21 protein-coding genes are annotated in these 18,029 nt (G+C 60.8%); 5 read left to right on the top strand and 16 right to left on the bottom strand.

The annotated features are described in order from the left end of the window. Positions 1–39: 39 nt before the first annotated feature. The 8 genes from M728_RS02055 to rirA all read right to left on the bottom strand — a co-directional run bounded on the left by M728_RS02055 (position 40) and on the right by rirA (position 6,958). Positions 40–210, bottom strand: coding sequence for a hypothetical protein (locus M728_RS02055; protein ID WP_139015594.1), 171 nt, complete (start codon positions 208–210; stop codon positions 40–42). A 193-nt stretch (positions 211–403) separates the two neighbouring features. Further along, positions 404–748: a RidA family protein gene (locus M728_RS02050; RefSeq protein WP_026618365.1), complete on the bottom strand. Its 345-nt coding sequence runs from the start codon at positions 746–748 to the stop codon at positions 404–406. 193 nt (positions 749–941) lie between these two features. Then, on the bottom strand, positions 942–1,769 hold the full coding sequence (locus M728_RS02045) for an ABC transporter ATP-binding protein (protein WP_026618364.1): 828 nt from the start codon (positions 1,767–1,769) through the stop codon (positions 942–944). After that, positions 1,766–2,620 carry an ABC transporter ATP-binding protein gene (locus M728_RS02040; protein WP_084044213.1) on the bottom strand — a complete coding sequence of 285 codons (855 nt, stop codon included), beginning with the start codon at positions 2,618–2,620 and terminating at the stop codon, positions 1,766–1,768. The genes M728_RS02045 and M728_RS02040 overlap by 4 nt, the downstream gene beginning before the upstream one ends. Before the next feature lies 1 nt (position 2,621). Next, a complete protein-coding gene (locus M728_RS02035) occupies positions 2,622–3,530 on the bottom strand; it encodes an ABC transporter permease subunit (protein ID WP_026613152.1) in 909 nt (302 codons plus the stop codon). A gap of 10 nt (positions 3,531–3,540) precedes the next feature. Next, on the bottom strand, positions 3,541–4,545 hold the full coding sequence (locus tag M728_RS02030) for an ABC transporter permease subunit (protein ID WP_026618363.1): 1,005 nt from the start codon (positions 4,543–4,545) through the stop codon (positions 3,541–3,543). Between the two features lie 112 nt (positions 4,546–4,657). Continuing rightward, positions 4,658–6,253, bottom strand: a complete 1,596-nt coding sequence (locus M728_RS02025) for an ABC transporter substrate-binding protein (protein ID WP_026618362.1) — start codon at positions 6,251–6,253, stop codon at positions 4,658–4,660. A 240-nt stretch (positions 6,254–6,493) separates the two neighbouring features. Further along, positions 6,494–6,958 (bottom strand): iron-responsive transcriptional regulator RirA, encoded by a 465-nt coding sequence (gene rirA / locus M728_RS02020; protein ID WP_026618361.1) that lies wholly within the window; start codon positions 6,956–6,958, stop codon positions 6,494–6,496. A gap of 186 nt (positions 6,959–7,144) precedes the next feature. Between rirA and M728_RS02015 the strand changes: the two genes are divergently transcribed. Continuing rightward, positions 7,145–8,188 (top strand): Fe(3+) ABC transporter substrate-binding protein, encoded by a 1,044-nt coding sequence (locus tag M728_RS02015; protein WP_026618360.1) that lies wholly within the window; start codon positions 7,145–7,147, stop codon positions 8,186–8,188. Between the two features lie 50 nt (positions 8,189–8,238). Here the strand turns inward: M728_RS02015 and M728_RS02010 are convergent, their stop codons facing one another. The 3 genes from M728_RS02010 to M728_RS02000 all read right to left on the bottom strand — a co-directional run bounded on the left by M728_RS02010 (position 8,239) and on the right by M728_RS02000 (position 12,246). Continuing rightward, positions 8,239–9,303 carry a M48 family metallopeptidase gene (locus M728_RS02010; RefSeq protein ID WP_026618359.1) on the bottom strand — a complete coding sequence of 355 codons (1,065 nt, stop codon included), beginning with the start codon at positions 9,301–9,303 and terminating at the stop codon, positions 8,239–8,241. After that, positions 9,293–10,414, bottom strand: coding sequence for a YjgN family protein (locus tag M728_RS02005; RefSeq protein ID WP_034882807.1), 1,122 nt, complete (start codon positions 10,412–10,414; stop codon positions 9,293–9,295). The genes M728_RS02010 and M728_RS02005 overlap by 11 nt, the downstream gene beginning before the upstream one ends. A 335-nt stretch (positions 10,415–10,749) precedes the next feature. Next, the gene (locus tag M728_RS02000) at positions 10,750–12,246 is read right to left on the bottom strand and encodes a CoA-acylating methylmalonate-semialdehyde dehydrogenase (protein WP_026618357.1); all 1,497 of its coding nucleotides are present in this window, start codon (positions 12,244–12,246) and stop codon (positions 10,750–10,752) included. Positions 12,247–12,358: 112 nt separating this feature from the next. Here M728_RS02000 and M728_RS01995 point away from each other — a divergent pair, with 112 nt between their 5' ends. Beyond that, complete coding sequence (locus tag M728_RS01995; RefSeq protein WP_026618356.1) at positions 12,359–13,240, top strand: LysR family transcriptional regulator; 882 nt, start codon at positions 12,359–12,361, stop codon at positions 13,238–13,240. Between the two features lie 124 nt (positions 13,241–13,364). Here M728_RS01995 and ligD read toward each other — a convergent pair whose 3' ends face one another. Continuing rightward, entirely contained in the window at positions 13,365–14,288 is a 924-nt protein-coding gene (gene ligD, locus M728_RS01990) for a non-homologous end-joining DNA ligase (RefSeq protein WP_026618355.1), read from the bottom strand. 465 nt (positions 14,289–14,753) lie between these two features. Here ligD and M728_RS01985 point away from each other — a divergent pair, with 465 nt between their 5' ends. From M728_RS01985 to M728_RS01975, 3 genes are all read left to right on the top strand, one after another. Next, entirely contained in the window at positions 14,754–15,113 is a 360-nt protein-coding gene (locus M728_RS01985; RefSeq protein ID WP_026618353.1) for a hypothetical protein, read from the top strand. 158 nt (positions 15,114–15,271) lie between these two features. Next, complete coding sequence (locus tag M728_RS01980; RefSeq protein ID WP_034882798.1) at positions 15,272–16,276, top strand: hypothetical protein; 1,005 nt, start codon at positions 15,272–15,274, stop codon at positions 16,274–16,276. Beyond that, on the top strand, positions 16,273–16,473 hold the full coding sequence (locus tag M728_RS01975; protein WP_026618351.1) for a hypothetical protein: 201 nt from the start codon (positions 16,273–16,275) through the stop codon (positions 16,471–16,473). The genes M728_RS01980 and M728_RS01975 overlap by 4 nt, the downstream gene beginning before the upstream one ends. Before the next feature lie 16 nt (positions 16,474–16,489). Here M728_RS01975 and M728_RS01970 read toward each other — a convergent pair whose 3' ends face one another. Genes M728_RS01970 through M728_RS01955 form a run of 4 tightly spaced genes read right to left on the bottom strand, consistent with a single transcriptional unit; the run spans position 16,490 to position 18,003 of the window. Beyond that, entirely contained in the window at positions 16,490–16,819 is a 330-nt protein-coding gene (locus M728_RS01970; RefSeq protein WP_026618350.1) for a phage holin family protein, read from the bottom strand. Then, entirely contained in the window at positions 16,819–17,025 is a 207-nt protein-coding gene (locus M728_RS01965; RefSeq protein WP_245269652.1) for a hypothetical protein, read from the bottom strand. Before M728_RS01965 ends, M728_RS01970 begins: the two co-directional genes overlap by 1 nt. Next, the gene (locus M728_RS01960) at positions 16,943–17,185 is read right to left on the bottom strand and encodes a hypothetical protein (protein ID WP_245269646.1); all 243 of its coding nucleotides are present in this window, start codon (positions 17,183–17,185) and stop codon (positions 16,943–16,945) included. Before M728_RS01960 ends, M728_RS01965 begins: the two co-directional genes overlap by 83 nt. Next, entirely contained in the window at positions 17,185–18,003 is an 819-nt protein-coding gene (locus tag M728_RS01955; protein ID WP_026618348.1) for a membrane protein, read from the bottom strand. The genes M728_RS01960 and M728_RS01955 overlap by 1 nt, the downstream gene beginning before the upstream one ends. Between the last annotated feature and the right edge of the window lie 26 nt (positions 18,004–18,029).

Here is an 18,029-nt window from a genome sequence, read left to right as displayed (position 1 = left end):
GACGCGCCGCGCATCGGTAGGCCGCGTCGCGCCTCCTGCTCAATGTTTCTCGGGCGGGAATATGTGGAGCGTGACGGAAAGCAATCCCAACCCCACAAGGATCATCAGCAATGTGAATGCCACGCCTTCCGACGTCTGCGGGAAAAGGCCCAGACCGACCACCACCGCAGCAAGCACCAAGACGCAAAGCCGCGGCAGCCAGTAGAGCATGTTTCATCCTCCAAGTGCGACCGATAAACGCTCTACCGGGGGGAATCGTTCCTGCACTACGACAGCAGAACGCCGCCGGCGTTTCGACCGGCGGCGTGAACGAGAAGGCTCGCTCTGCGCTGCCTCAAAAGGCCTGAGCGCAACGGCTCAGAGCGAGATGAGGAGGTGGCCGATTCGGCCCAATCATCGCGATCTAGACGGCGGCCGTCACGATGACTTCGACGAGATATTCCGGTGTTGCGAGCTTTGCTTCGCCGGTCGCTCGGGCGGGCGTGCGCCCTTGGGGCACCCAGGCGTCCCAGACGGAATTCATCTTGGCGAAGTCGGCCATATCGGCGAGCCAGATCGTCGCGGAGAGGATGCGCGTCTTGTCGGTGCCGGCGAGCGCGAGCAGACGATCGACCTCCGCCAGCGCCTGCTTCGTCTGGGTGACGACGTCGTCGCCGGCATTGCCCACCTGGCCGGCCAGATAGACCGTGTTGTTGTAGACCACGGCCTGGCTCATCCGCGGGCCGGTTTCAAAGCGCTTGATTTCCATAATCGTCATCCTGGTGTTGAGCCTAACAGAATTTGCCGGCGATAGCGGCTGGCTGCGCCAAGTTCATTGGCGGCGAGGAAGCTCTACACGACTACGGTGAGAACTCCAATAAGCCGCACGTGAGGGTCAATGTCGGTTGCAGAAGGGCGGCCCTGCCGTCCGGCGGAGACCGGACGGCAGAAGCCTGAGCCGCTCACGCGGCATTCTTCCGGGCAAGCCGGGCCTTGATGCTGGCGACGTCTGCCCGCGGCGTAGCAGCGAACAAGGTCTTGGTATAGCTGTGCTGTGGGTTGGAAAACACCTCGTCCCGGCTGCCATACTCGACGGCCTCACCGTAATACATCACCATGACGTCATCAGCGATGTAACGCACCACCGACAGGTCGTGACTGATGAAGACATAGGTAAGCTTGAATTCATCCTGAAGATCGGCGAGCAGGTTCAGGACCTGCGCCTGGACGGAAAGATCGAGCGCCGAAACGGGCTCGTCCAGCACCAGGAGCTTCGGGTTCAGCATCAGAGCGCGCGCGATGGCGATGCGCTGGCGCTGACCGCCGGAGAACATGTGCGGATAGCGGTTGTAGTGCTTCTCCTCCAGGCCCACCTTCTTCAGCATCGTCATCGCCCGGTCGCGGCGCTCGCTCGCCGGTATTTTGGTGTTGATGACGAGCGGCTCGGCGAGGATATCGCCGATCTTCTGGCGCGGATTGAGGGAACCATAGGGATTCTGGAAGACGATCTGCACCTTGCGGCGCATCTCCGGCGTCAGCCCCTCGCGGGCCATGTCAACTTTCCGACCATCGATCAACAGCTCTCCCGCGGTCGCTGGGTCGATGAGCGTGATGATACGCCCGAGGGTCGACTTGCCGCAGCCGCTCTCGCCGACGATCGCGAGTGTCTTGCCCTCGTCGACCGTGAAGCTGACGCCCTTCAGCGCATGAACGGTGCGCGCCTTGCGGAACAGGTTGCCGGGAATGTGGTAGTCGCGCACCAGGTTGCGAGCTTCGAGAACGTGGGTCATCGAGCGGCTCCCTCGAGCATCTGCTGGTCCTTGAAAAGTTCGGAGATTGTCGGCAGGCGGTCACCGGTCGCATTCTCCGGCAGGGCTGCGAGAAGCGCTCGCGTGTAGTTGCTCTTCGGCGATTCGAAGAGCGACAGCACATCCGCCTCCTCGATCTTGCGGCCCTTGTATTGAACGATGACGCGATCCGCCGTTTCCGCGACCACGCCCATATTGTGCGTGATCATGATCAGGCCCATGCGGTATTCCCGCTGCAGTTTCATCAGAAGGTCGAGAATCTGCTTCTGGATCGTCACATCGAGCGCGGTCGTTGGCTCATCCGCAATGAGCAGCTTCGGATTGCAGGCAAGGGCAATGGCGATCATAACGCGCTGGCACTGTCCGCCCGACATCTGATGCGGAAAATGGCCGAGGCGCTCGGCCGGATCGGGAATGCCGACGGCCTCGAAAAGCCCGATCGCGCGCTTGCGCCGTGCCGCCCGGTCGAGGCCCATATGAATGCGCAGCACTTCCTCTATCTGGAACCCGACGGTGAAGCAGGGATTGAGGCTTGCGATCGGTTCCTGGAAGATCATCGCGACATCCTTGCCGATGATCTTGCGGCGGTCGGCCGACGACATTTTCAAGAGATCCCGCCCGTTGAAGGTGAGCTTGTCCGCCGTCACCGTCGCCGTCCAAGGCAGAAGCCCCATCGCGGCGAGCATGGACACGGATTTGCCCGATCCCGATTCTCCGACGATCGCCAGGACCTCGCCCTCATCGACCTTAAGTGAGACGCCATCGACGGCCCGGAACGGCCCTGTTGCGGTCTGGAACTCGACGACGAGATTTTCGATTTCGAGAAGCGCCATGTCAGGATCTCTTCAGCTTGGGGTCGAGAGCATCGCGCAGGCCATCGCCCATCAGGTTGATTGCGAGAACGGTCGCGAGGATAGCGAGACCGGGGAGCGTGACGACCCACCAGGCACGCAAAATGAATTCGCGTGCTTCTGCCAGCATCGTTCCCCATTCCGGCGTCGGCGGCTGCGCGCCCATGCCGAGGAAGCCGAGAGCCGCGGCATCGAGGATCGCGTTCGAAAAGGACAGCGTCGCCTGAACGATGAGTGGCGCCATGCAGTTCGGCAGGATGGTCTTGAACATCAGCCTCAGGTGGCCGGCTCCGGCGACCTTTGCCGCCACGACGTAATCGCGCGTCTTTTCCGTCATTACCGCCGCTCGCGTCAGGCGAACGAAGTGTGGCTGGAAAACGAGGGCGATCGCGATCATCGCATTGGTGAGCCCCGGCCCAAGCACCGCCACGAGGACGAGCGCCAGCAAGAGCGACGGGAAGGCCAAGATGATGTCCATGATCCGCATGATGACGGTGTCGACCCACCCGCGGAAATAGCCGGCAATCACCCCGACGAGGATGCCGCCGGTCAGAGACAAGGTGGTCACGATAACGCCGACGAACAGCGAGAAGCGCGTGCCATAGATGAGGCGGGAGAGCATGTCGCGGCCGACGGCATCGGTTCCGAGAAGGAACCCGACGCGACCGCCTTCCTGCCAGAACGGCGGCAGCAACACGGACTCGCGGAACTGGATGGTCGGATCATGCGGTGCCACGAGCGGAGCGCAAATGGCGAGAACGACCAGGAACAGGAAGAAGAAGAGACCAATGACGGCGCCGCGGTTCTCCGAAAAATAGAACCAGAATTCGGCGAGCCTCGCACGGCGGGACGGATCGGTCGATATGGGGCTTGTTGCGGTAACTTCGGTCATATCGCCTTCCTCAATGCCGGATACGAGGGTTGATCAGACCGTAGAGCAGGTCCACGGCGAGGTTCACCAGCATGATGACGCCGGCGATGATCAACAGCCCGCCCTGGATGACGGCATAGTCGCGCCGAAACACTGAATCGACCATCCATTTGCCGATGCCCGGCCAGGAGAAGATCGTCTCAGTCAGGATGGCGCCTGCCAGCATCACGCCGATCTGCAGGCCGATGGTGGTGACGACCGGGATCATTGCGTTGCGGAGCGCGTGGATGCCGACCACGCGGAAAGTCGGGAGCCCCTTGGCGCGTGCGGTTCGGACATAATCCTCAGAAAGCACCTCCAGCATCGCAGAGCGCGTCTGGCGCGCAATGACGGCGAGCGGAATGGTCCCGAGCACGATCGTCGGCAGAACGAGGTGATTGACGGCCGACTGGAACGCCCCCGCCTGTCCCGACAACAGCGAATCGATCAGCATGAAGCCGGTGACCGAAGGGAAGAAGAACATCAGCGAAATGCGTCCGGAGACTGGGGTCCACTGCAAGATGCCGGAAACGACGATGATCAGCAGCAGGCCCCACCAGAAGATCGGCATCGAGAAGCCGACGAGCGCCGTGCCCATGATGATCTGGTCGAAGATGGAGCCGCGCTTGATTGCCGCGATGACGCCAGCGGGGATGCCGACCACGACGGCAAAGATGATGGCGCAGAGCGAGAGCTCGACCGTTGCCGGGAAGAGCTGCAGGAACTGATCGATCACCGGCTCCTTGGTGACGATCGATACCCCGAAATCGCCCTGAAGAACGCCCCAGAGATAATCAAGATACTGCACGACGATCGGGCGATCGAAACCGAGCTGGTGAGAAATTTCCGCGTGCCGCTCCGGCGACATCACCCGTTCGCCGGACAGCAGCGCCACCGGATCGCCAGGAAGCAGGCGGATGAAGGAGAAGGCGATGATGGAGACCCCGATGAATGTCGGGATCAACACTGCCAAGCGCCCCAGAAGAAATCGGAACATAGTCAAACCTCATGCCGTCGTGGCCGCGAACTCGCTTGAGCGGCAGCACCGGCAAAAAGGAAGAGGGGCGCTCGCCCAACGGCAAACGCCCCCTTCGGGTCAGTCGATAAGATTACTCTACAATGTCAACGCCGTCGAAAGCAAAGTCGCCGAGCGGGCTCTGCACGAAGCCTTCGACATTCTTGCGCATCGGGACGATCGAGAGCGAGTGGTCGATGGTTGCCCAGGGCGCTTCACGCTTAAAGACCACCTGCGCCTGTTCGTAGAGCTTGGTGCGCTCTGCAACGTCAGTCGCTTCCTTGGCCTTGGTGACCAGGTCATCGAACTCCTTGTTGCACCATTGAGCGCGGTTGTTGCCGCCGACAGCGTCGCAACCGAGCAGAGTGTCGAGGAAGTTGTCCGGATCACCATTGTCACCCGTCCAGCCGAGGATCACCGCACCGTCGCGGTCCTTGGCCTTCGACTTCTCGAGGTATTCGGCCCATTCGTAGGAGACGATCTCGACCTTGACGCCGATCTTGGCGAAGTCGGCCTGCATCAGCTCGGCGGCGCGACGGGCGTTCAGCATATAGGGCCGCGCAACCGGCATCGCCCAGACCTTCATCGACAGGTCCTTGACGCCGGCATCCTCGAGCATCTTCTTGGCGACTTCCGGCTCGTAAGTGTCGTCTTCGATCTGTTCGTTGTAGGACCACATCGTCGGCGGGATTGGGTTCGTCGCCGGCTGCGCCTGTCCCTGGAAAACGGCATCGACGATCGCCTGCTTGTTGATCGCCTTGTTCAGCGCCTTGCGGACTTCAACCTTGTCGAAGGGAGGCTGGGTCGTGTTGTAGGCGAGATAGGCGACGTTGAGCCCCGCCTGTTCCATCACCTTGAGGTTCGGATCGGCTTTCATCGCCTCGACATCGGCCGCGTTCGGGTAGGGCATCAGGTGGCATTCGCCGGCTTGCAGCTTCTGGTAGCGAACGGCTGCATCCGTGGTGATCGCGAATACCAGGTCGTCGATCTTCTGCTTTCCGCCCCAATAGTCCGGATGTGCCTTGTAACGGATGACCGCATCCTGCTGGTAGCCCACGAAGGCAAACGGACCGGTGCCGAGCGGCATCTGGTTGAGCTGGTTCATCTTGCCTTCGGCCTGCAGCTTATCGGCATATTCCTTCGAGATGATCGAAGCGAAGGGCATGGCAAGGTTGGCAAGGAACGGCGCTTCCTTGCGCTTCAGCTTGATCTTTACCGTCATGTCATCGACCTTCTCGATCGACTCGAGAACGTCCGGCAGGCCCATGCCGGCGAAATATTCCCAGGAACCGCCGGTCACGTAGCCATGCCACGGATGATCGGACTTCCACTGACGCTCGAGAGAGAAGATCACGTCGTCGGCGTTGAGTTCGCGGGTCGGCGTGAAGAATTCCGTCGTTTGGAACTTGACGCCCGGACGGAGTTTGAAGGTGTATTCGAGACCGTCGTCGGAAATCGTCCAGCTTTCGGCGAGCCCAGGCTCGGTCTCGGTCGTGCCCTTCTTGAATTCCAGAAGGCGGTTGTAGACTGTGTGCGCGGCAGCGTCGAACGTCGTGCCAGCCGTGTAGAGGCCGGGGTCGAAGCCTTCCGGCGAACCTTCGGAGCAGTAGACGAATGTTTTTGACCAGGCGGTGCCGGCCATCAGCGTGGCGAGCGCCGTCGCTGCGAAGAGCGTAGTGAGCTTTTTCATGAGCTTGCTTCCCAGATTTGTTTTTTGTTCTCGTATTTTTCCTGACGCGGCATGAAATTGTCCATCCGGTCAACGAACGGATGGAACGACATTTGGCGTCGCAATGCAATAAGTCGCTTCAGAAATTTGTCTAGGCGAAAAATTCTTCCACAAGTAGAGACCTGCACAAGTTCGTCAAAAAACGACAACGCGCGTGCAGAGCGACTGCACGCGCGATCTCATACTGATCACCGAGCTAGTTCAGGCGGCCGAGGTCTGGGCGCGCGTCGTCTCCTCGAGGCCGAGGAGGAAGTTGATCTGCGGACGGGCCTTGACGAGATCGTCGATCGTGTAGCCTTGCAGCACCTCGAAGAAGGCGTCCAACGCTTTGCGCAGGGCCGCATTGAGTCCGCAGCTATCCACCAGCGGGCAGTCGATCTCGCCCGCTTCGAAGCACTCCGCCATGGCGAAGCTGTCTTCCGTCACCTTCACGACGTCGAAAAGGCTGATCTCCGATGCCGGCCTCGGCAGGCGAACACCGCCATTGCGGCCGCGCACGGTTTCGACGAGGCCCGCCTTCGTCAGCGGCTGCAGGATCTTGAACAGGAACAGTTCGGAAACGCCGTAAGCCCTGGCGATCTCAGGAATGCGGCTGAGCTTCTCGCCGTTGGCAGCGCAGTACATGAGCATGCGAACGGCGTAGTTTGTTTGCTTCGTCAGACGCATCATTCACTCCGGAATCGAAAATTCGTTCCTCATCATATAGGACGGTTCATAGTTTGGAACAATTCCAAAAAAGAAAAAACATACGAACACACTCAACTTCACCGTTTCTCGTTGACTGTCGTCCATGGCAAAGTAAGAAATATGACCGGCCCGGTTAACTTATAAACATCCAACGGAGATAACACCATGCGAGTCTCGAAAGCCCTGATCGGCACCCTGTCGGCGGCGGCAGCGTTCCTAGCCTTCACGGCATCGGTACGGGCCGACGGCGAGGTCAACGTCTATTCCTATCGCCAGCCCGATCTCATCAAGCCGCTGCTGGATGCCTTCACCAAGGAGACCGGTATCACCACCAACGTGCTCTTCCTCGACAAGGGCCTTGTCGAACGCATTCAAGCCGAAGGCGCGAATTCGCCGGCGGACGTCATCCTCACCGTCGATATCAGCCGCCTGACCGAGGCGAAGGACGCCGGCGTGACGCAGTCGCTCGTCAACGAGGAGATTAACAAGGATATCCCGGCGCATTTCCGCGATCCCGACGGCAACTGGTTCGGGCTCACCACGCGCGGACGCGTCGTCTACGCGTCGAAAGAGCGGGTGACGCAGAACGATATCACCTATGAGGAACTCGCCGATCCGAAGTGGAAGGGCAAGGTCTGCACCCGCGACGGCCAGCACTCCTACAATGTCGGCCTGTTCGCCTCGATGATCTCGCATCACGGCGAAGCCGAAACGGAGAAATGGCTGACCGGCCTCAGGAACAATCTCGCCAAGAAGCCGGACGGCGGCGATCGTGACCAGGCGAAAGCCATTTTTGCCGGCGAATGCGATCTGGCGCTCGGCAACAGCTACTATGTCGGTCTGATGCTGACGAACGAGAAGGAGCCCCAGCAGAAGGAATGGGCCTCGGCCATCAAGGTGCTGTTCCCGAACGCCAAGGACCGTGGCACGCATGTGAACATCTCCGGCATGGCGCTCGCGAAGAACGCTCCGAACAAGGAGAATGCAATCAAACTGATGGAATTCCTCTCGGCCGGCGACGCGCAGAAGATCTATGCCGAGCAGGTTTTCGAGTATCCCGTCCTGCCGGGCGCCGAGCCCTCCGAAGTGGTGAAGTCCTTCGGCCCGATCAAGCCGGACACGCTGCCGCTCGCCGACATTGCGGCAAACCGCAAGAAGGCGTCGGAACTGGTCGACAAGATCGGATACAACGACGGCCCGCAGGACTGAAGCGGACCGGTTGTTGACGGACAGAGACAGCGGGTTCACGCTCGCTGTCTTTATTTTATCGACTCTCCCGCGTGCTCGGCGATCAGGTCCAGGATCGCCTTGCGCCTCTCCGGCGTTCCGGGGTGGGTGGAAAAGATGCTCGTTTCGGAACGGTCCTCGAGCTTCGTCTCCAACAACTCGAAAAACCGCGCGATCGCAGCGGGATCCAGACCGGCCTTCATCATCAGCTCGACGGAATGCCGGTCCGCCTCGGCTTCGGCCGAGCGCGAATAGGAGAGTGCGAGCAGGCCACCCCCTTCTACCAGAATATCCTCGGCGCCCGAGCCGATATCGCCGGCGACCAGCATGATGAGTGCGGCAACGCCTGCGGCTCGATAGATCTGCCTGAGGCTATGCTTGTGCTCGACATGACCGATTTCGTGCGCCAGAACGCCGACGATCATCTCGGTGTCGCTGCCTGCAAGCTCGACGAGTTCGTCCGTCAGGATCAGCGTGCCGTCGGGCAACGCGAAGGCGTTGGGGCCGAGCGGACCACCCTCACGGAAGTTCAGCGTATAGCCCCCCTCACCCGCGGCCGAAAGTGCCGCGATGCGCTGGAAGCCGTCGAGAATCCTGGCGCGCCGCGCCTCGTCCAGCTTGGACTCGCCGAGCAGCGTCTTGTCCAGGGTTTCAAGTGTGCTCACTGACATGATGCGTGGCAGGATCGGCGGCGTGACGGCGACGGCGACTTCCACCAGGGCTGGCAGCGCGTAGCGATAAACCAGCGCTCCGAGCAGGATGGTCGCGGCAACAAAGGCGACCAGCCGCGGATGGAATCGCTCCAGCCAATGGACTGTCCCTGCCCCGGCCCGACCGTTGCGTGCCAGGAACCGGTCTATCGCATCGTTGTCGTTGGTTTCGAACAGCGAGCCGTCTGGAAAGGTGACGCGTCGCGGGATGCGTCCGACCCGAGCGGAAATCCTGATCGCCGAAAAATTGCCGCCGGCGAGCTCGGCGCCGGTTTCGTCGCAGGCGACCACGCGCTCTCCGACCTCGCTGAGACCAGCGACTACCGAGCGGCTCGATCCTGCGGGATGCCACTCGCCTCGCGCGAAGGCCGAACTGTCAGAATCCAAAGTCGAAGCCTTCTATATCCATGAATTCGGCGCCGACGGCGGAACCTTCCTGCGCGATTGCAGAGAAGATTTCGCCAACATTGCCCTCGAAGCGGACGCCCGTATGTTCGTTGACGTAACGCACCATCCGAACAGCGGCCCATGGCCGCATCAGCCCGAGTGTAACAAGCGTGAGGAGCAAGTTCGAGACGGCGATCGACGTGTAGCGCAGCCGTGAGAGATCGCTCAGGAGCCGGTGCTTGCCATCGAGGGTGGCGGCGGACCAGGCGACGTTGCGCACCCCGGCGCGATAGATGAGAGCCGCAACGCCGAAGATAGCGAAAACGAGGACGTAGCCAATCACTATCAGAAGCGTAAGCGATACCTGCATCCCGACCGCCTCGGCGAGGTCGGGGTTCTCGAACGCCGTCGTAATGAGCGCAATGTTGAGAAATGCAATGAAGCCTATGATCAACAGCCCGAGCACGACGACAGCCGCCGAAATCGCCCAGCTCTTGTATATCGCGCCGACGGAGGGATCGGTTGAAAAGGCCTTCTGGCCGTAGCGCAGATTGTTGCCGATATACCGGTACGACCAGCGGCTGGCGAGCGGCGCGAGGATCCCGAGCGTCAGCACCGCGATAACCGGCCCGACGATAAAGGCGAGGAAGGCACCGCCGGCGCGACCGACGAAATCGAAACGGACATTGCGGTAGCTCGTTACGCGCGCGCTGAAGCGCAGGCCGCGGGCGAGAAGCCATGGCAAGAAGAACAGAATCAGCACGCCAAGCCCGATGCCAACATAGGGCACGAATGTCAGCATGACGTTATAGAGGACCAGATAGGCAAAGACGATCAGGCGGCCGACCAGAATCTGCTTGCCGGTCGCGTGATACTCGAAACCACGGCCGAGAAGCACGCTGTTGCCATAGAAATAGCGGTTACGGCGAACCTTGGCCCAGGCGGAATAGATGCCGAGGGTGACGATCGTCAGCAGGATATTGACGATCCAGATACCGAAATATTCGCTACCGGTGCCGGTGAAGGAGAGGCGCTGGAAGCCTCCCTCAGCCGAGCATCCAAAGCTGACCTGACCGACGTTCTGCGCCGGCAACGGCTCAACCAAAGCCATGATATCCCCTCTACAAACCAGCCCTTCCCAGATTACGGCAGGAAGGCGCACTCTGCCCGATCGAAACTGTAGGCCTACAGCGCCGTGCGTCTTTTCAGACGCACAAAGGACGCTGTAGCACTTTGATTTGCTGCATGTTTTTGTCCTTAAATCGGGTACGATTTAAGGAAACATGCAGTAGGCTGTTGCACATCCCCGAAGCGCCAGCCACGCGCCGTGATCCGCGCAATTCTTCGTCGTCGGATCGCGTGCGACGTTAGTTGTATTTGCATCGCCAATGCAACAAAAAAGAGCCTCCGAAGGAGGCTCCAAATGGGGAGGGTATCGTATTCCGTTTACCGCATGGTCGGTATCGAGAACTCCGCGCCATCCTTGATGCCCGAGGGCCAACGCTCGGTAATCGTCTTCGTGCGGGTCCAGAACTTGATCGAGTCCGGCCCGTGCTGGTTGAGATCACCGAAGGACGAGGACTTCCAGCCGCCGAAGGAGTGATAGGCGAGCGGAACGGGGATCGGCACGTTGACGCCGACCATGCCGATATTGATACGGGACGCGAAGTCGCGGGCCGCGTCACCGTCGCGGGTATAGATCGCGACGCCGTTGCCGTATTCGTGCTTCATCGGCAGCGACAGGGCTTCCTCGTAATTCTTCGCACGCACGACCGAGAGAACAGGCCCGAAGATTTCCGTCTTGTAGATGTCCATGTCCGGAGTGACGTGGTCGAAGAGGCAACCGCCGATGAAGTGGCCGTTCTCGTAGCCTTGCAGCTTGAAGTCGCGACCATCGACGACGAGCTTGGCGCCCTGCTCGATGCCACTCTCGATGAGGCTCCGGATGCGCTGTTCGGCCTCCTTGGTGACGACCGGGCCCATATCGGCCTTCTCGTCCATATAGGGTCCGACGCGCAGGCTCTCGACCATCGGCGTCAGCTTGTCGATGAGGCGGTTTGCGGTTTCCTCGCCGACCGGGACGGCGACCGAGATCGCCATGCAGCGCTCGCCGGCAGAGCCGTAGCCGGCGCCGATCAGCGCATTGGCGGCCTGGTCGAGATCGGCATCCGGCATGATGATCATATGGTTCTTGGCGCCGCCGAAGCACTGGGCGCGCTTGCCGTTCATCGCCGCAGTGCCATAGACGTAGCGGGCGATCGGGGTCGAGCCGACGAAGGAGACGGCGGCGATATCCGGATGCGTCAGGATAGCGTCGACCGCGCCCTTGTCGCCATTGACAACGTTGAGGATACCCGCCGGCAGCCCGGCCTCGATCATCAATTCGGCAAGGCGGATCGGTACGGACGGATCGCGCTCGGAGGGCTTCAGGATGAAGGCATTGCCGCAGGCGATCGCCGGGGCGAACATCCACATCGGGATCATGGCCGGGAAGTTGAACGGCGTGATCCCTGCGCCGATGCCGACCGGCTGGCGGATCGAATACATGTCGATGCCGGGGCCGGCGCCTTCGGTGAATTCGCTCTTCTGAAGATGCGGAATGCCGATGACGAATTCGCAGACTTCGAGGCCGCGAACGACATCACCCTTGGCGTCGTCGATGGTCTTGCCGTGCTCGCGCGAGAGCATCTCGGCAAGTTCGTTCATGTTCTCGTTCAGGAGTTGGACGAACTTCATGAAGACGCGGGCGCGGCGCTGCGGGTTGGTGGCGGCCCACTTCGGCTGTGCAGCCTTCGCGCTTTCGACGGCGGCGGCCAGCTCCGCATCGCTCGCTAGCGCCACGGTGCCCTGAACTTCGCCCGTTGCCGGGTTGAAGATGTTGCTGACGCGTCCGCTCTTGCCGGTGACGCGCTTGCCGTCGATGAAATGACCGATTTCGTACATGGGTCTCCTCCTGTCTTGATCTTGAGCGCATGATCGCACTACGATTTCAACAAATCAATTTCCGAAATTCAGGAACCGTTGTGCAAAAATTAAAGCCCATTGGAGCATTGGCATGGACTGGGACGATGTCAGGGTGTTTCTCACGGTCGCGCGAACGGGCCAGATCCTCGCCGCTTCCAAAAGGCTCGGCCTCAACCATGCGACGCTCAGCCGGCGCGTGACGGCGCTCGAGGAAACGCTGAAAACGAGACTCCTCATCCGGCGCCCCAACGGCTGCGAACTGACCGCCGAGGGCGAGGTCTTCCTCGCCGCCGCCGAGCGCATGGAAACCGAAATGCTCGCCGCGCAATCGCAGATCGGGCGGATCGACACGGCGATAGCAGGCACGGTGCGCATCGGCGCGCCCGACGGCTTCGGCGTCTCCTTTCTGGCGCCGCGTCTTGGGGCGCTTACGGCGCGCCACCCGGAGCTGAAGCTCCAACTCGTTCCGGTTCCGCGTTCCTTCTCGCTGTCGCAACGCGAGGCCGACATAGCGATCACCATCGAACGTCCGGAACAGGGCCGGCTCGTTTCATCCAAGCTTACCGATTATACACTCGGGCTCTACGCATCGGCAGATTATCTCGCCCGCTACGGCACACCCAAGACGATCGACGATCTCAAGAACCATCGCCGCATCGGCTATGTCGAGGACCTGATCTTCACGCCCTCGCTCAATTTTTCGGCCGAGATCATGCGCAGCTGGGACGCCTCCTTCGAGATCTCCAGCGCCACCGGGCAGACTGAGGCCGTCCGCTCCAGCGCCGGCATCGGCATCCTGCACAACTACATCGCCCGGCAATATCCGGAACTCACCCGCCTTTTGCCCGAAACGACGATCCGCCGCGCCTATTGGACGACCTATCATGAAAGCGCGCGCGAACTCGTGCGCGTGCGCACGGTCGTCTCATTCCTACAGGAACTGGTGACGGCGGAGCATCAGATATTCGTGTGAGATTTTGGGAAGAAAATGGTACGGTTGGGTGGGTTCGAGCCGCTACCACGCTGACGTAAAATCAACCGCTTAGGACCATGATCGACGCATTTTGTAGTGCAAACAGTAGTGCAAAATTCGAAGGTCAAGGAAGCTCGAAAACGGACGCATCGTCCGCCCGCTCCCTGATCCCCTTGAACGACGGATGCCGCAGCTTCCCGTCGTCGGTCCAGGCGCGATATTCGACCTCTGCGACAAGCACTGGCCCGGTGAAGACGGCATTCTTCCGCCGGAGGCTCACCGCCGGCGACTTCGTCACGATCTCCTCGAGGAGCTCGCGCAGCTTCACCGATTCCTGTCGGCTCCAGCCTGTCCCGCAGCCGCCGACATAGACCAGCTCGCCGCCCTTCCTCGCCGCCAGCAGTAGCCGGCCGATCGCGCCGGGTACCGTCGAAGGCTCGAAGCCCACGATCACGAAGCTGTCGCGCCTGGTGCAGGTGATCTTCCGCCACGAATCATTCCGACCGGAGCGATAGGGCTTCTCGCGGTGTTTCGCGATGATGCCTTCGAGGCCGTGCGCGCAGGCGACGCGGAGAAACTCCTCCCCGTCCGCCTGAACCTCTTCCGAGAGCCGAACCGCCCCTTCCCGGCCGGCGACGATCGGCTCCAGCAGTCGACGGCGTTCGCGCTGCGGCAGCCGGCGCAGATCGCGGCCGTCGAGATAGAGGAGATCGAACGCATAAAGGACGATGGCGCCAGCTTCGACAGCAGACGGCAGCCGCCCGAGAGCGCGCTGCAGCATGCCGAAGTCCGATCGGCCCTTGTCGTCGAGCACGACAGCCTCGCCGTCGAGGATGGCCGTCTTCACCGCAAGCCGCCGTGCGTCGTCGGCGATCGTTGGGAAACGATCGGTCCAGTCGTAGCCGCCGCGCGTGATGATGCGCACTCGACCGGGCTCGATATGAACGGCGAGGCGGTAGCCGTCCCATTTCACCTCGAAGGCCCAATCGGGCCCCTTCGGTGGCTTGTCGACGAGCATAGCGAGGCAGGGATCTACGCGTGCCGGCATAGGATCCGGCGGCGGTTTGTCGGTAGGCTTCTTCGATTTTGTTCTTGCCACGAACGGAGATCGTAATCGATGTCGTTCATTAGCAATAGCTGCACAAAGGGGTTAGCAGACCTTTGCGTGTCTCACGCCGCTCCCCTTCGCCTGTCTCCCTGCGACGGAGGCATGAACACGACGGACACCGTTCTTGATCCGCACCGCGGACAGCGAAGCCGACTGGCGACCATCGAGAGCGGGAAGTCTCGGCCGCGCGTCGCGACCAGCGTGAGCATGTCGAGATCATAGGTCCAGACGCACTGTCGGACGGACTTCAAACCCTCGCGGTTGCCATATGCGCAGCGCGCCCGCAACTGCCAGCCAAGGCTGAATGCTTCTCCGATCGTCTCGACCATGACAGCCAGATAATATAGGAACGAACAGAGAACAACTACAGGCGCAAGCCGGTTCCACAGATTCCGGAGATTGGAAATGAACAAGATGATGAGCCCCGCAGCCTTCGACGCTCAGGACGCGGCCGCCTTTTCCGTTCGCGGCTATTCGATGGGAGCGATCCGGGACGGCTGGTGGGCGTTCATCTCAAGCCGCAGACGAAAACCAAATGATGATCTGATCGATGAGCTTTGCATCGCTCGCACCCGGGCCGGCAAGACGCTCCTGCGTTTTCTCCGGAAAGGCAGGAAGACGGACACCTGGGACTTGATCTCGGTGACCGGGGACCCTCTTCTTGATCAGGAACTCCAGTGGGCGGAGCGCGTAATCTGGCTTGAGCCCCACAGGATCACTCATAGCGAAATCGACGCACTGCAGGAGTTGGAATGCGTCGAGTAAGTGCGCTAGCGGAGATCAAGCCGGCCTCTACCAGCCCCGCCGCAAATTCAGCGTCGCGCAAGGTCCAAGTCTCTAAACTCGATTGTGCAGAAGAGCCCGCACAACCTTGACATATGAGAACCCTGTGTCAATGCTCGCGCAAAAATGGAAGGGGACACATGAACTTCGCAGCGCGACGCCGCCTCTACGCGGCAATTGAGAAAGAGCGCAATTCCAAGGTGATCGCGTTTGTGACCAGCGATCGAGCCGGCGCAGAGACACAGATTGCTCACGACTGCGTCGCGATGTTCGTCGACATCCTTGATGAGATCGGACCGACTGACAAAATCTCGCTGGTCCTCCACACCAATGGAGGGCAAACAGCCGCAGCATGGCAGCTGGTCAATCTTATCAAGTCTTTTTGCGAAAAGTTCGAAGTCTTGATCCCTCTGAAGGCGATGAGCGCCGGCACACTCATATCTCTCGGCGCCAGCGAGATCGTAATGTCGAAGCAGGCCGTACTTGGACCAATCGATCCGAGTCTCACGCATGCTCTCGGACCGCTGATCCCAATGGGCAATCAGATGGCTCGCATCCCCGTGAGTGTCGAGGCTGTTCGAGGGTATCTCGATGCTGCAGAGGAACTGAAGATCACCGATGCGCACACTCTCGGCGCAATCCTAATGGATCTTTCCAACAAGGTTCACCCGCTGGTCCTGGGTGAGATTTTCCGGTCCAGGGAGCAGATCCGCTTTCTTGCAGACAAGCTACTCCGTCACCACGTGCAAGACGCGGAAAAGGTCAAGGCGATCATTGATTTCCTGTGCGCGGATTCCGGAAGCCACGACTACACAATTAACCGACGCGAGGCCGAGGGGCTAGGCCTTCCCGTTGTCAAGCCAACCACAGAGTTTTACGGGATTTTAAAGAAGCTTCATAAGAGTTACACTGAAGAGATGAAGCTGCTGCAGCCATTCAACCCAAATGTGGAGCTTGGACCGGCGGCATCTGCGAACTATCGCCTGGTGCGCGGTCTTATTGAAAGCCCGACAGGCAAGAATAGCTATGGATTTGTGTCAGAAGGTACGCTAGTGCGCTCGCAAGTTCCGAATCCCGCTGACCCAGCTGGCGTGTCGGTAGTTGTGACGGACCAACGATCATTCGAGGGGTGGAAGAAGATATGATCAATTATCAAATGACATCGGATGCTACGCTAACGTATCGCGATACCGCCAACGCTCAAGTGCTGACGGTCAACTCCGCGTCGGATGTCGGCAACGTCGCCGCCATTATGCGCGATTCTGCTATCCGAGTTTCCTCCCCCGTTCCTGTCCACGTCATAGTGGACGTCGATCACCCGCGGATAGTAGTTTCCGACTAATTGAGAAAGGCGGCTGTTAGCCGCCTTTCTCCACCCTCGCCCCAAACCATCGCATGAACAGCACTTCCGAGCCGCGCGGCCCGAGATAGGCCAGCGCCGCAATTAGGCCTGTCGCCATCGGCTGCTCAAGCTGCAGCCAGGACGCAAGCGCCTCGCCGATGAAAGCCATACCGACGGCGATCGGCATTTCCCAGAGCAGCTCCTTTCCGAAGAACTTCCGGCGCATCTTCCGGACTTCGTTCGTGTGCCACATGAGCCGGCCGACCAGCGCGCCGATCATCGTGGTTGCCGCACCGCCGAACCAGGCATTGAGCAGCTCAATCAAAGACGTGTATTTCTGCGACATCAGCGCCCTTCCCCGTGCCTCGCGCATTCCGCCTGCGTCCAGACCGCCGCGGCGCAGATGCCGACGACGGTCCGGTCGATCTTTCTTTGATCCGCCGGCGTCGCGCCGCGCGCGCCGATCAGATCAGTCCCCACCACGTTTCTTAGGCCCGTCGCACTTCCCGGCCCCGAAGTTCCACAGCCCGCCAGCAGCAAGGCAGGAATCATAATCAAGGCGCTTCGTATCAGCGCGGTTCGCCGCTTCATTGTTCTGCCTTTCGACTGCGTTCTTGATGGATTGGGCGCCATCCTCGCGGATCTCGAGGACGGCCCAGGCGATGGCGGCGAGCACGAGCACGCCGCCCAGGATCTTCGGCCAGTCGACCATCACTTGAGCCCCAGCCCCTCGCGCACGGCCGGCATGGAGGTGATCGCGTAGACCGCGAAGCCGACGATCGCGACGAGGATCGCGAGCTGCACCCGCCAGTCGAGCGCCACCAGGTTCAGTTCCTTGAGCGCGGTCACGATCGTGCCGCCGGCCGTCAGCAGCCACGTCCAGAACCGGCCGGACTTGCGCACCGGCTTGCGCTGCGGTTCGGACCTCGGAACGGGAATGGGCACCGGCGCCGCGTCCTCTTCCACCTCCTGCGGCCGGCGCGCCGCATCGAGGACCAGCTTCAGCATCGCCTCGACCTTTTCTGGCTTTACTAGCGCCTTGTTAAGCCCGTCGCCGGCATAGTAGGACTGGCCGCGCTTCACCTGCCGCTTATGACCTTTGGTCGCCTTTAACACGGGGAGGGAAGCCCACTCCATCGCCAGGTTCTCGGCGAACTCGACGAGGCTGATCTGGCCGACGATGAACTTCGCATAGCCCCGCTTGACCAGCAGCTTGTAGCCGAGCCGATCCTGCAGGTCGGGCGTGAACAGCATAGCGCCGCCGATCTCGCTCAGGTTCTCCCTCGCGAGCGCCTGCAGCGTCGCCTTTAGAAACTGGTAGCCGCCGGCAGCGCTCGACCCGAACTCCTTCGACCAGTCCTTCTGCGCATCGACCACCTCGCCATAGGTCATGGCCGTGAGCGCCTTCGCTAGCTTGTCCTGGTTGTGGCCGTAGATCACGTCGTACGAGGCGCGGTCGCTCCGCCCGACTTCCGTTGCACGGATAAAGTCGAGCAGGATCGCCGCGCCGGGAGGCACGGTTTTATCCATTTAGGGGTTCCTGTTGGTTGGAGATC

Origin of the sequence: Ensifer sp. WSM1721, from assembly GCF_000513895.2 — a bacterium.
Classification (GTDB): Bacteria; Pseudomonadota; Alphaproteobacteria; order Rhizobiales; family Rhizobiaceae; genus Sinorhizobium.
This window is presented reverse-complemented; position numbering and strand designations above follow the sequence as displayed.

What these genes read in the sequence shown, in the direction of transcription:
- M728_RS02055 (WP_139015594.1), bottom strand. Translation starts at nt 210, where the DNA reads ATGCTCTACTGGCTGCCGCGGCTTTGCGTCTTGGTGCTTGCTGCGGTG.
- M728_RS02050 (WP_026618365.1), bottom strand. Translation starts at nt 748, where the DNA reads ATGGAAATCAAGCGCTTTGAAACCGGCCCGCGGATGAGCCAGGCCGTG.
- M728_RS02045 (WP_026618364.1), bottom strand. Translation starts at nt 1,769, where the DNA reads ATGACCCACGTTCTCGAAGCTCGCAACCTGGTGCGCGACTACCACATT.
- M728_RS02040 (WP_084044213.1), bottom strand. Translation starts at nt 2,620, where the DNA reads ATGGCGCTTCTCGAAATCGAAAATCTCGTCGTCGAGTTCCAGACCGCA.
- M728_RS02035 (WP_026613152.1), bottom strand. Translation starts at nt 3,530, where the DNA reads ATGACCGAAGTTACCGCAACAAGCCCCATATCGACCGATCCGTCCCGC.
- M728_RS02030 (WP_026618363.1), bottom strand. Translation starts at nt 4,545, where the DNA reads ATGTTCCGATTTCTTCTGGGGCGCTTGGCAGTGTTGATCCCGACATTC.
- M728_RS02025 (WP_026618362.1), bottom strand. Translation starts at nt 6,253, where the DNA reads ATGAAAAAGCTCACTACGCTCTTCGCAGCGACGGCGCTCGCCACGCTG.
- rirA (WP_026618361.1), bottom strand. Translation starts at nt 6,958, where the DNA reads ATGCGTCTGACGAAGCAAACAAACTACGCCGTTCGCATGCTCATGTAC.
- M728_RS02015 (WP_026618360.1), top strand. Translation starts at nt 7,145, where the DNA reads ATGCGAGTCTCGAAAGCCCTGATCGGCACCCTGTCGGCGGCGGCAGCG.
- M728_RS02005 (WP_034882807.1), bottom strand. Translation starts at nt 10,414, where the DNA reads ATGGCTTTGGTTGAGCCGTTGCCGGCGCAGAACGTCGGTCAGGTCAGC.
- M728_RS02000 (WP_026618357.1), bottom strand. Translation starts at nt 12,246, where the DNA reads ATGTACGAAATCGGTCATTTCATCGACGGCAAGCGCGTCACCGGCAAG.
- M728_RS01995 (WP_026618356.1), top strand. Translation starts at nt 12,359, where the DNA reads ATGGACTGGGACGATGTCAGGGTGTTTCTCACGGTCGCGCGAACGGGC.
- ligD (WP_026618355.1), bottom strand. Translation starts at nt 14,288, where the DNA reads ATGCCGGCACGCGTAGATCCCTGCCTCGCTATGCTCGTCGACAAGCCA.
- M728_RS01985 (WP_026618353.1), top strand. Translation starts at nt 14,754, where the DNA reads ATGAACAAGATGATGAGCCCCGCAGCCTTCGACGCTCAGGACGCGGCC.
- M728_RS01980 (WP_034882798.1), top strand. Translation starts at nt 15,272, where the DNA reads ATGAACTTCGCAGCGCGACGCCGCCTCTACGCGGCAATTGAGAAAGAG.
- M728_RS01975 (WP_026618351.1), top strand. Translation starts at nt 16,273, where the DNA reads ATGATCAATTATCAAATGACATCGGATGCTACGCTAACGTATCGCGAT.
- M728_RS01970 (WP_026618350.1), bottom strand. Translation starts at nt 16,819, where the DNA reads ATGTCGCAGAAATACACGTCTTTGATTGAGCTGCTCAATGCCTGGTTC.
- M728_RS01965 (WP_245269652.1), bottom strand. Translation starts at nt 17,025, where the DNA reads ATGATTCCTGCCTTGCTGCTGGCGGGCTGTGGAACTTCGGGGCCGGGA.
- M728_RS01960 (WP_245269646.1), bottom strand. Translation starts at nt 17,185, where the DNA reads ATGGTCGACTGGCCGAAGATCCTGGGCGGCGTGCTCGTGCTCGCCGCC.
- M728_RS01955 (WP_026618348.1), bottom strand. Translation starts at nt 18,003, where the DNA reads ATGGATAAAACCGTGCCTCCCGGCGCGGCGATCCTGCTCGACTTTATC.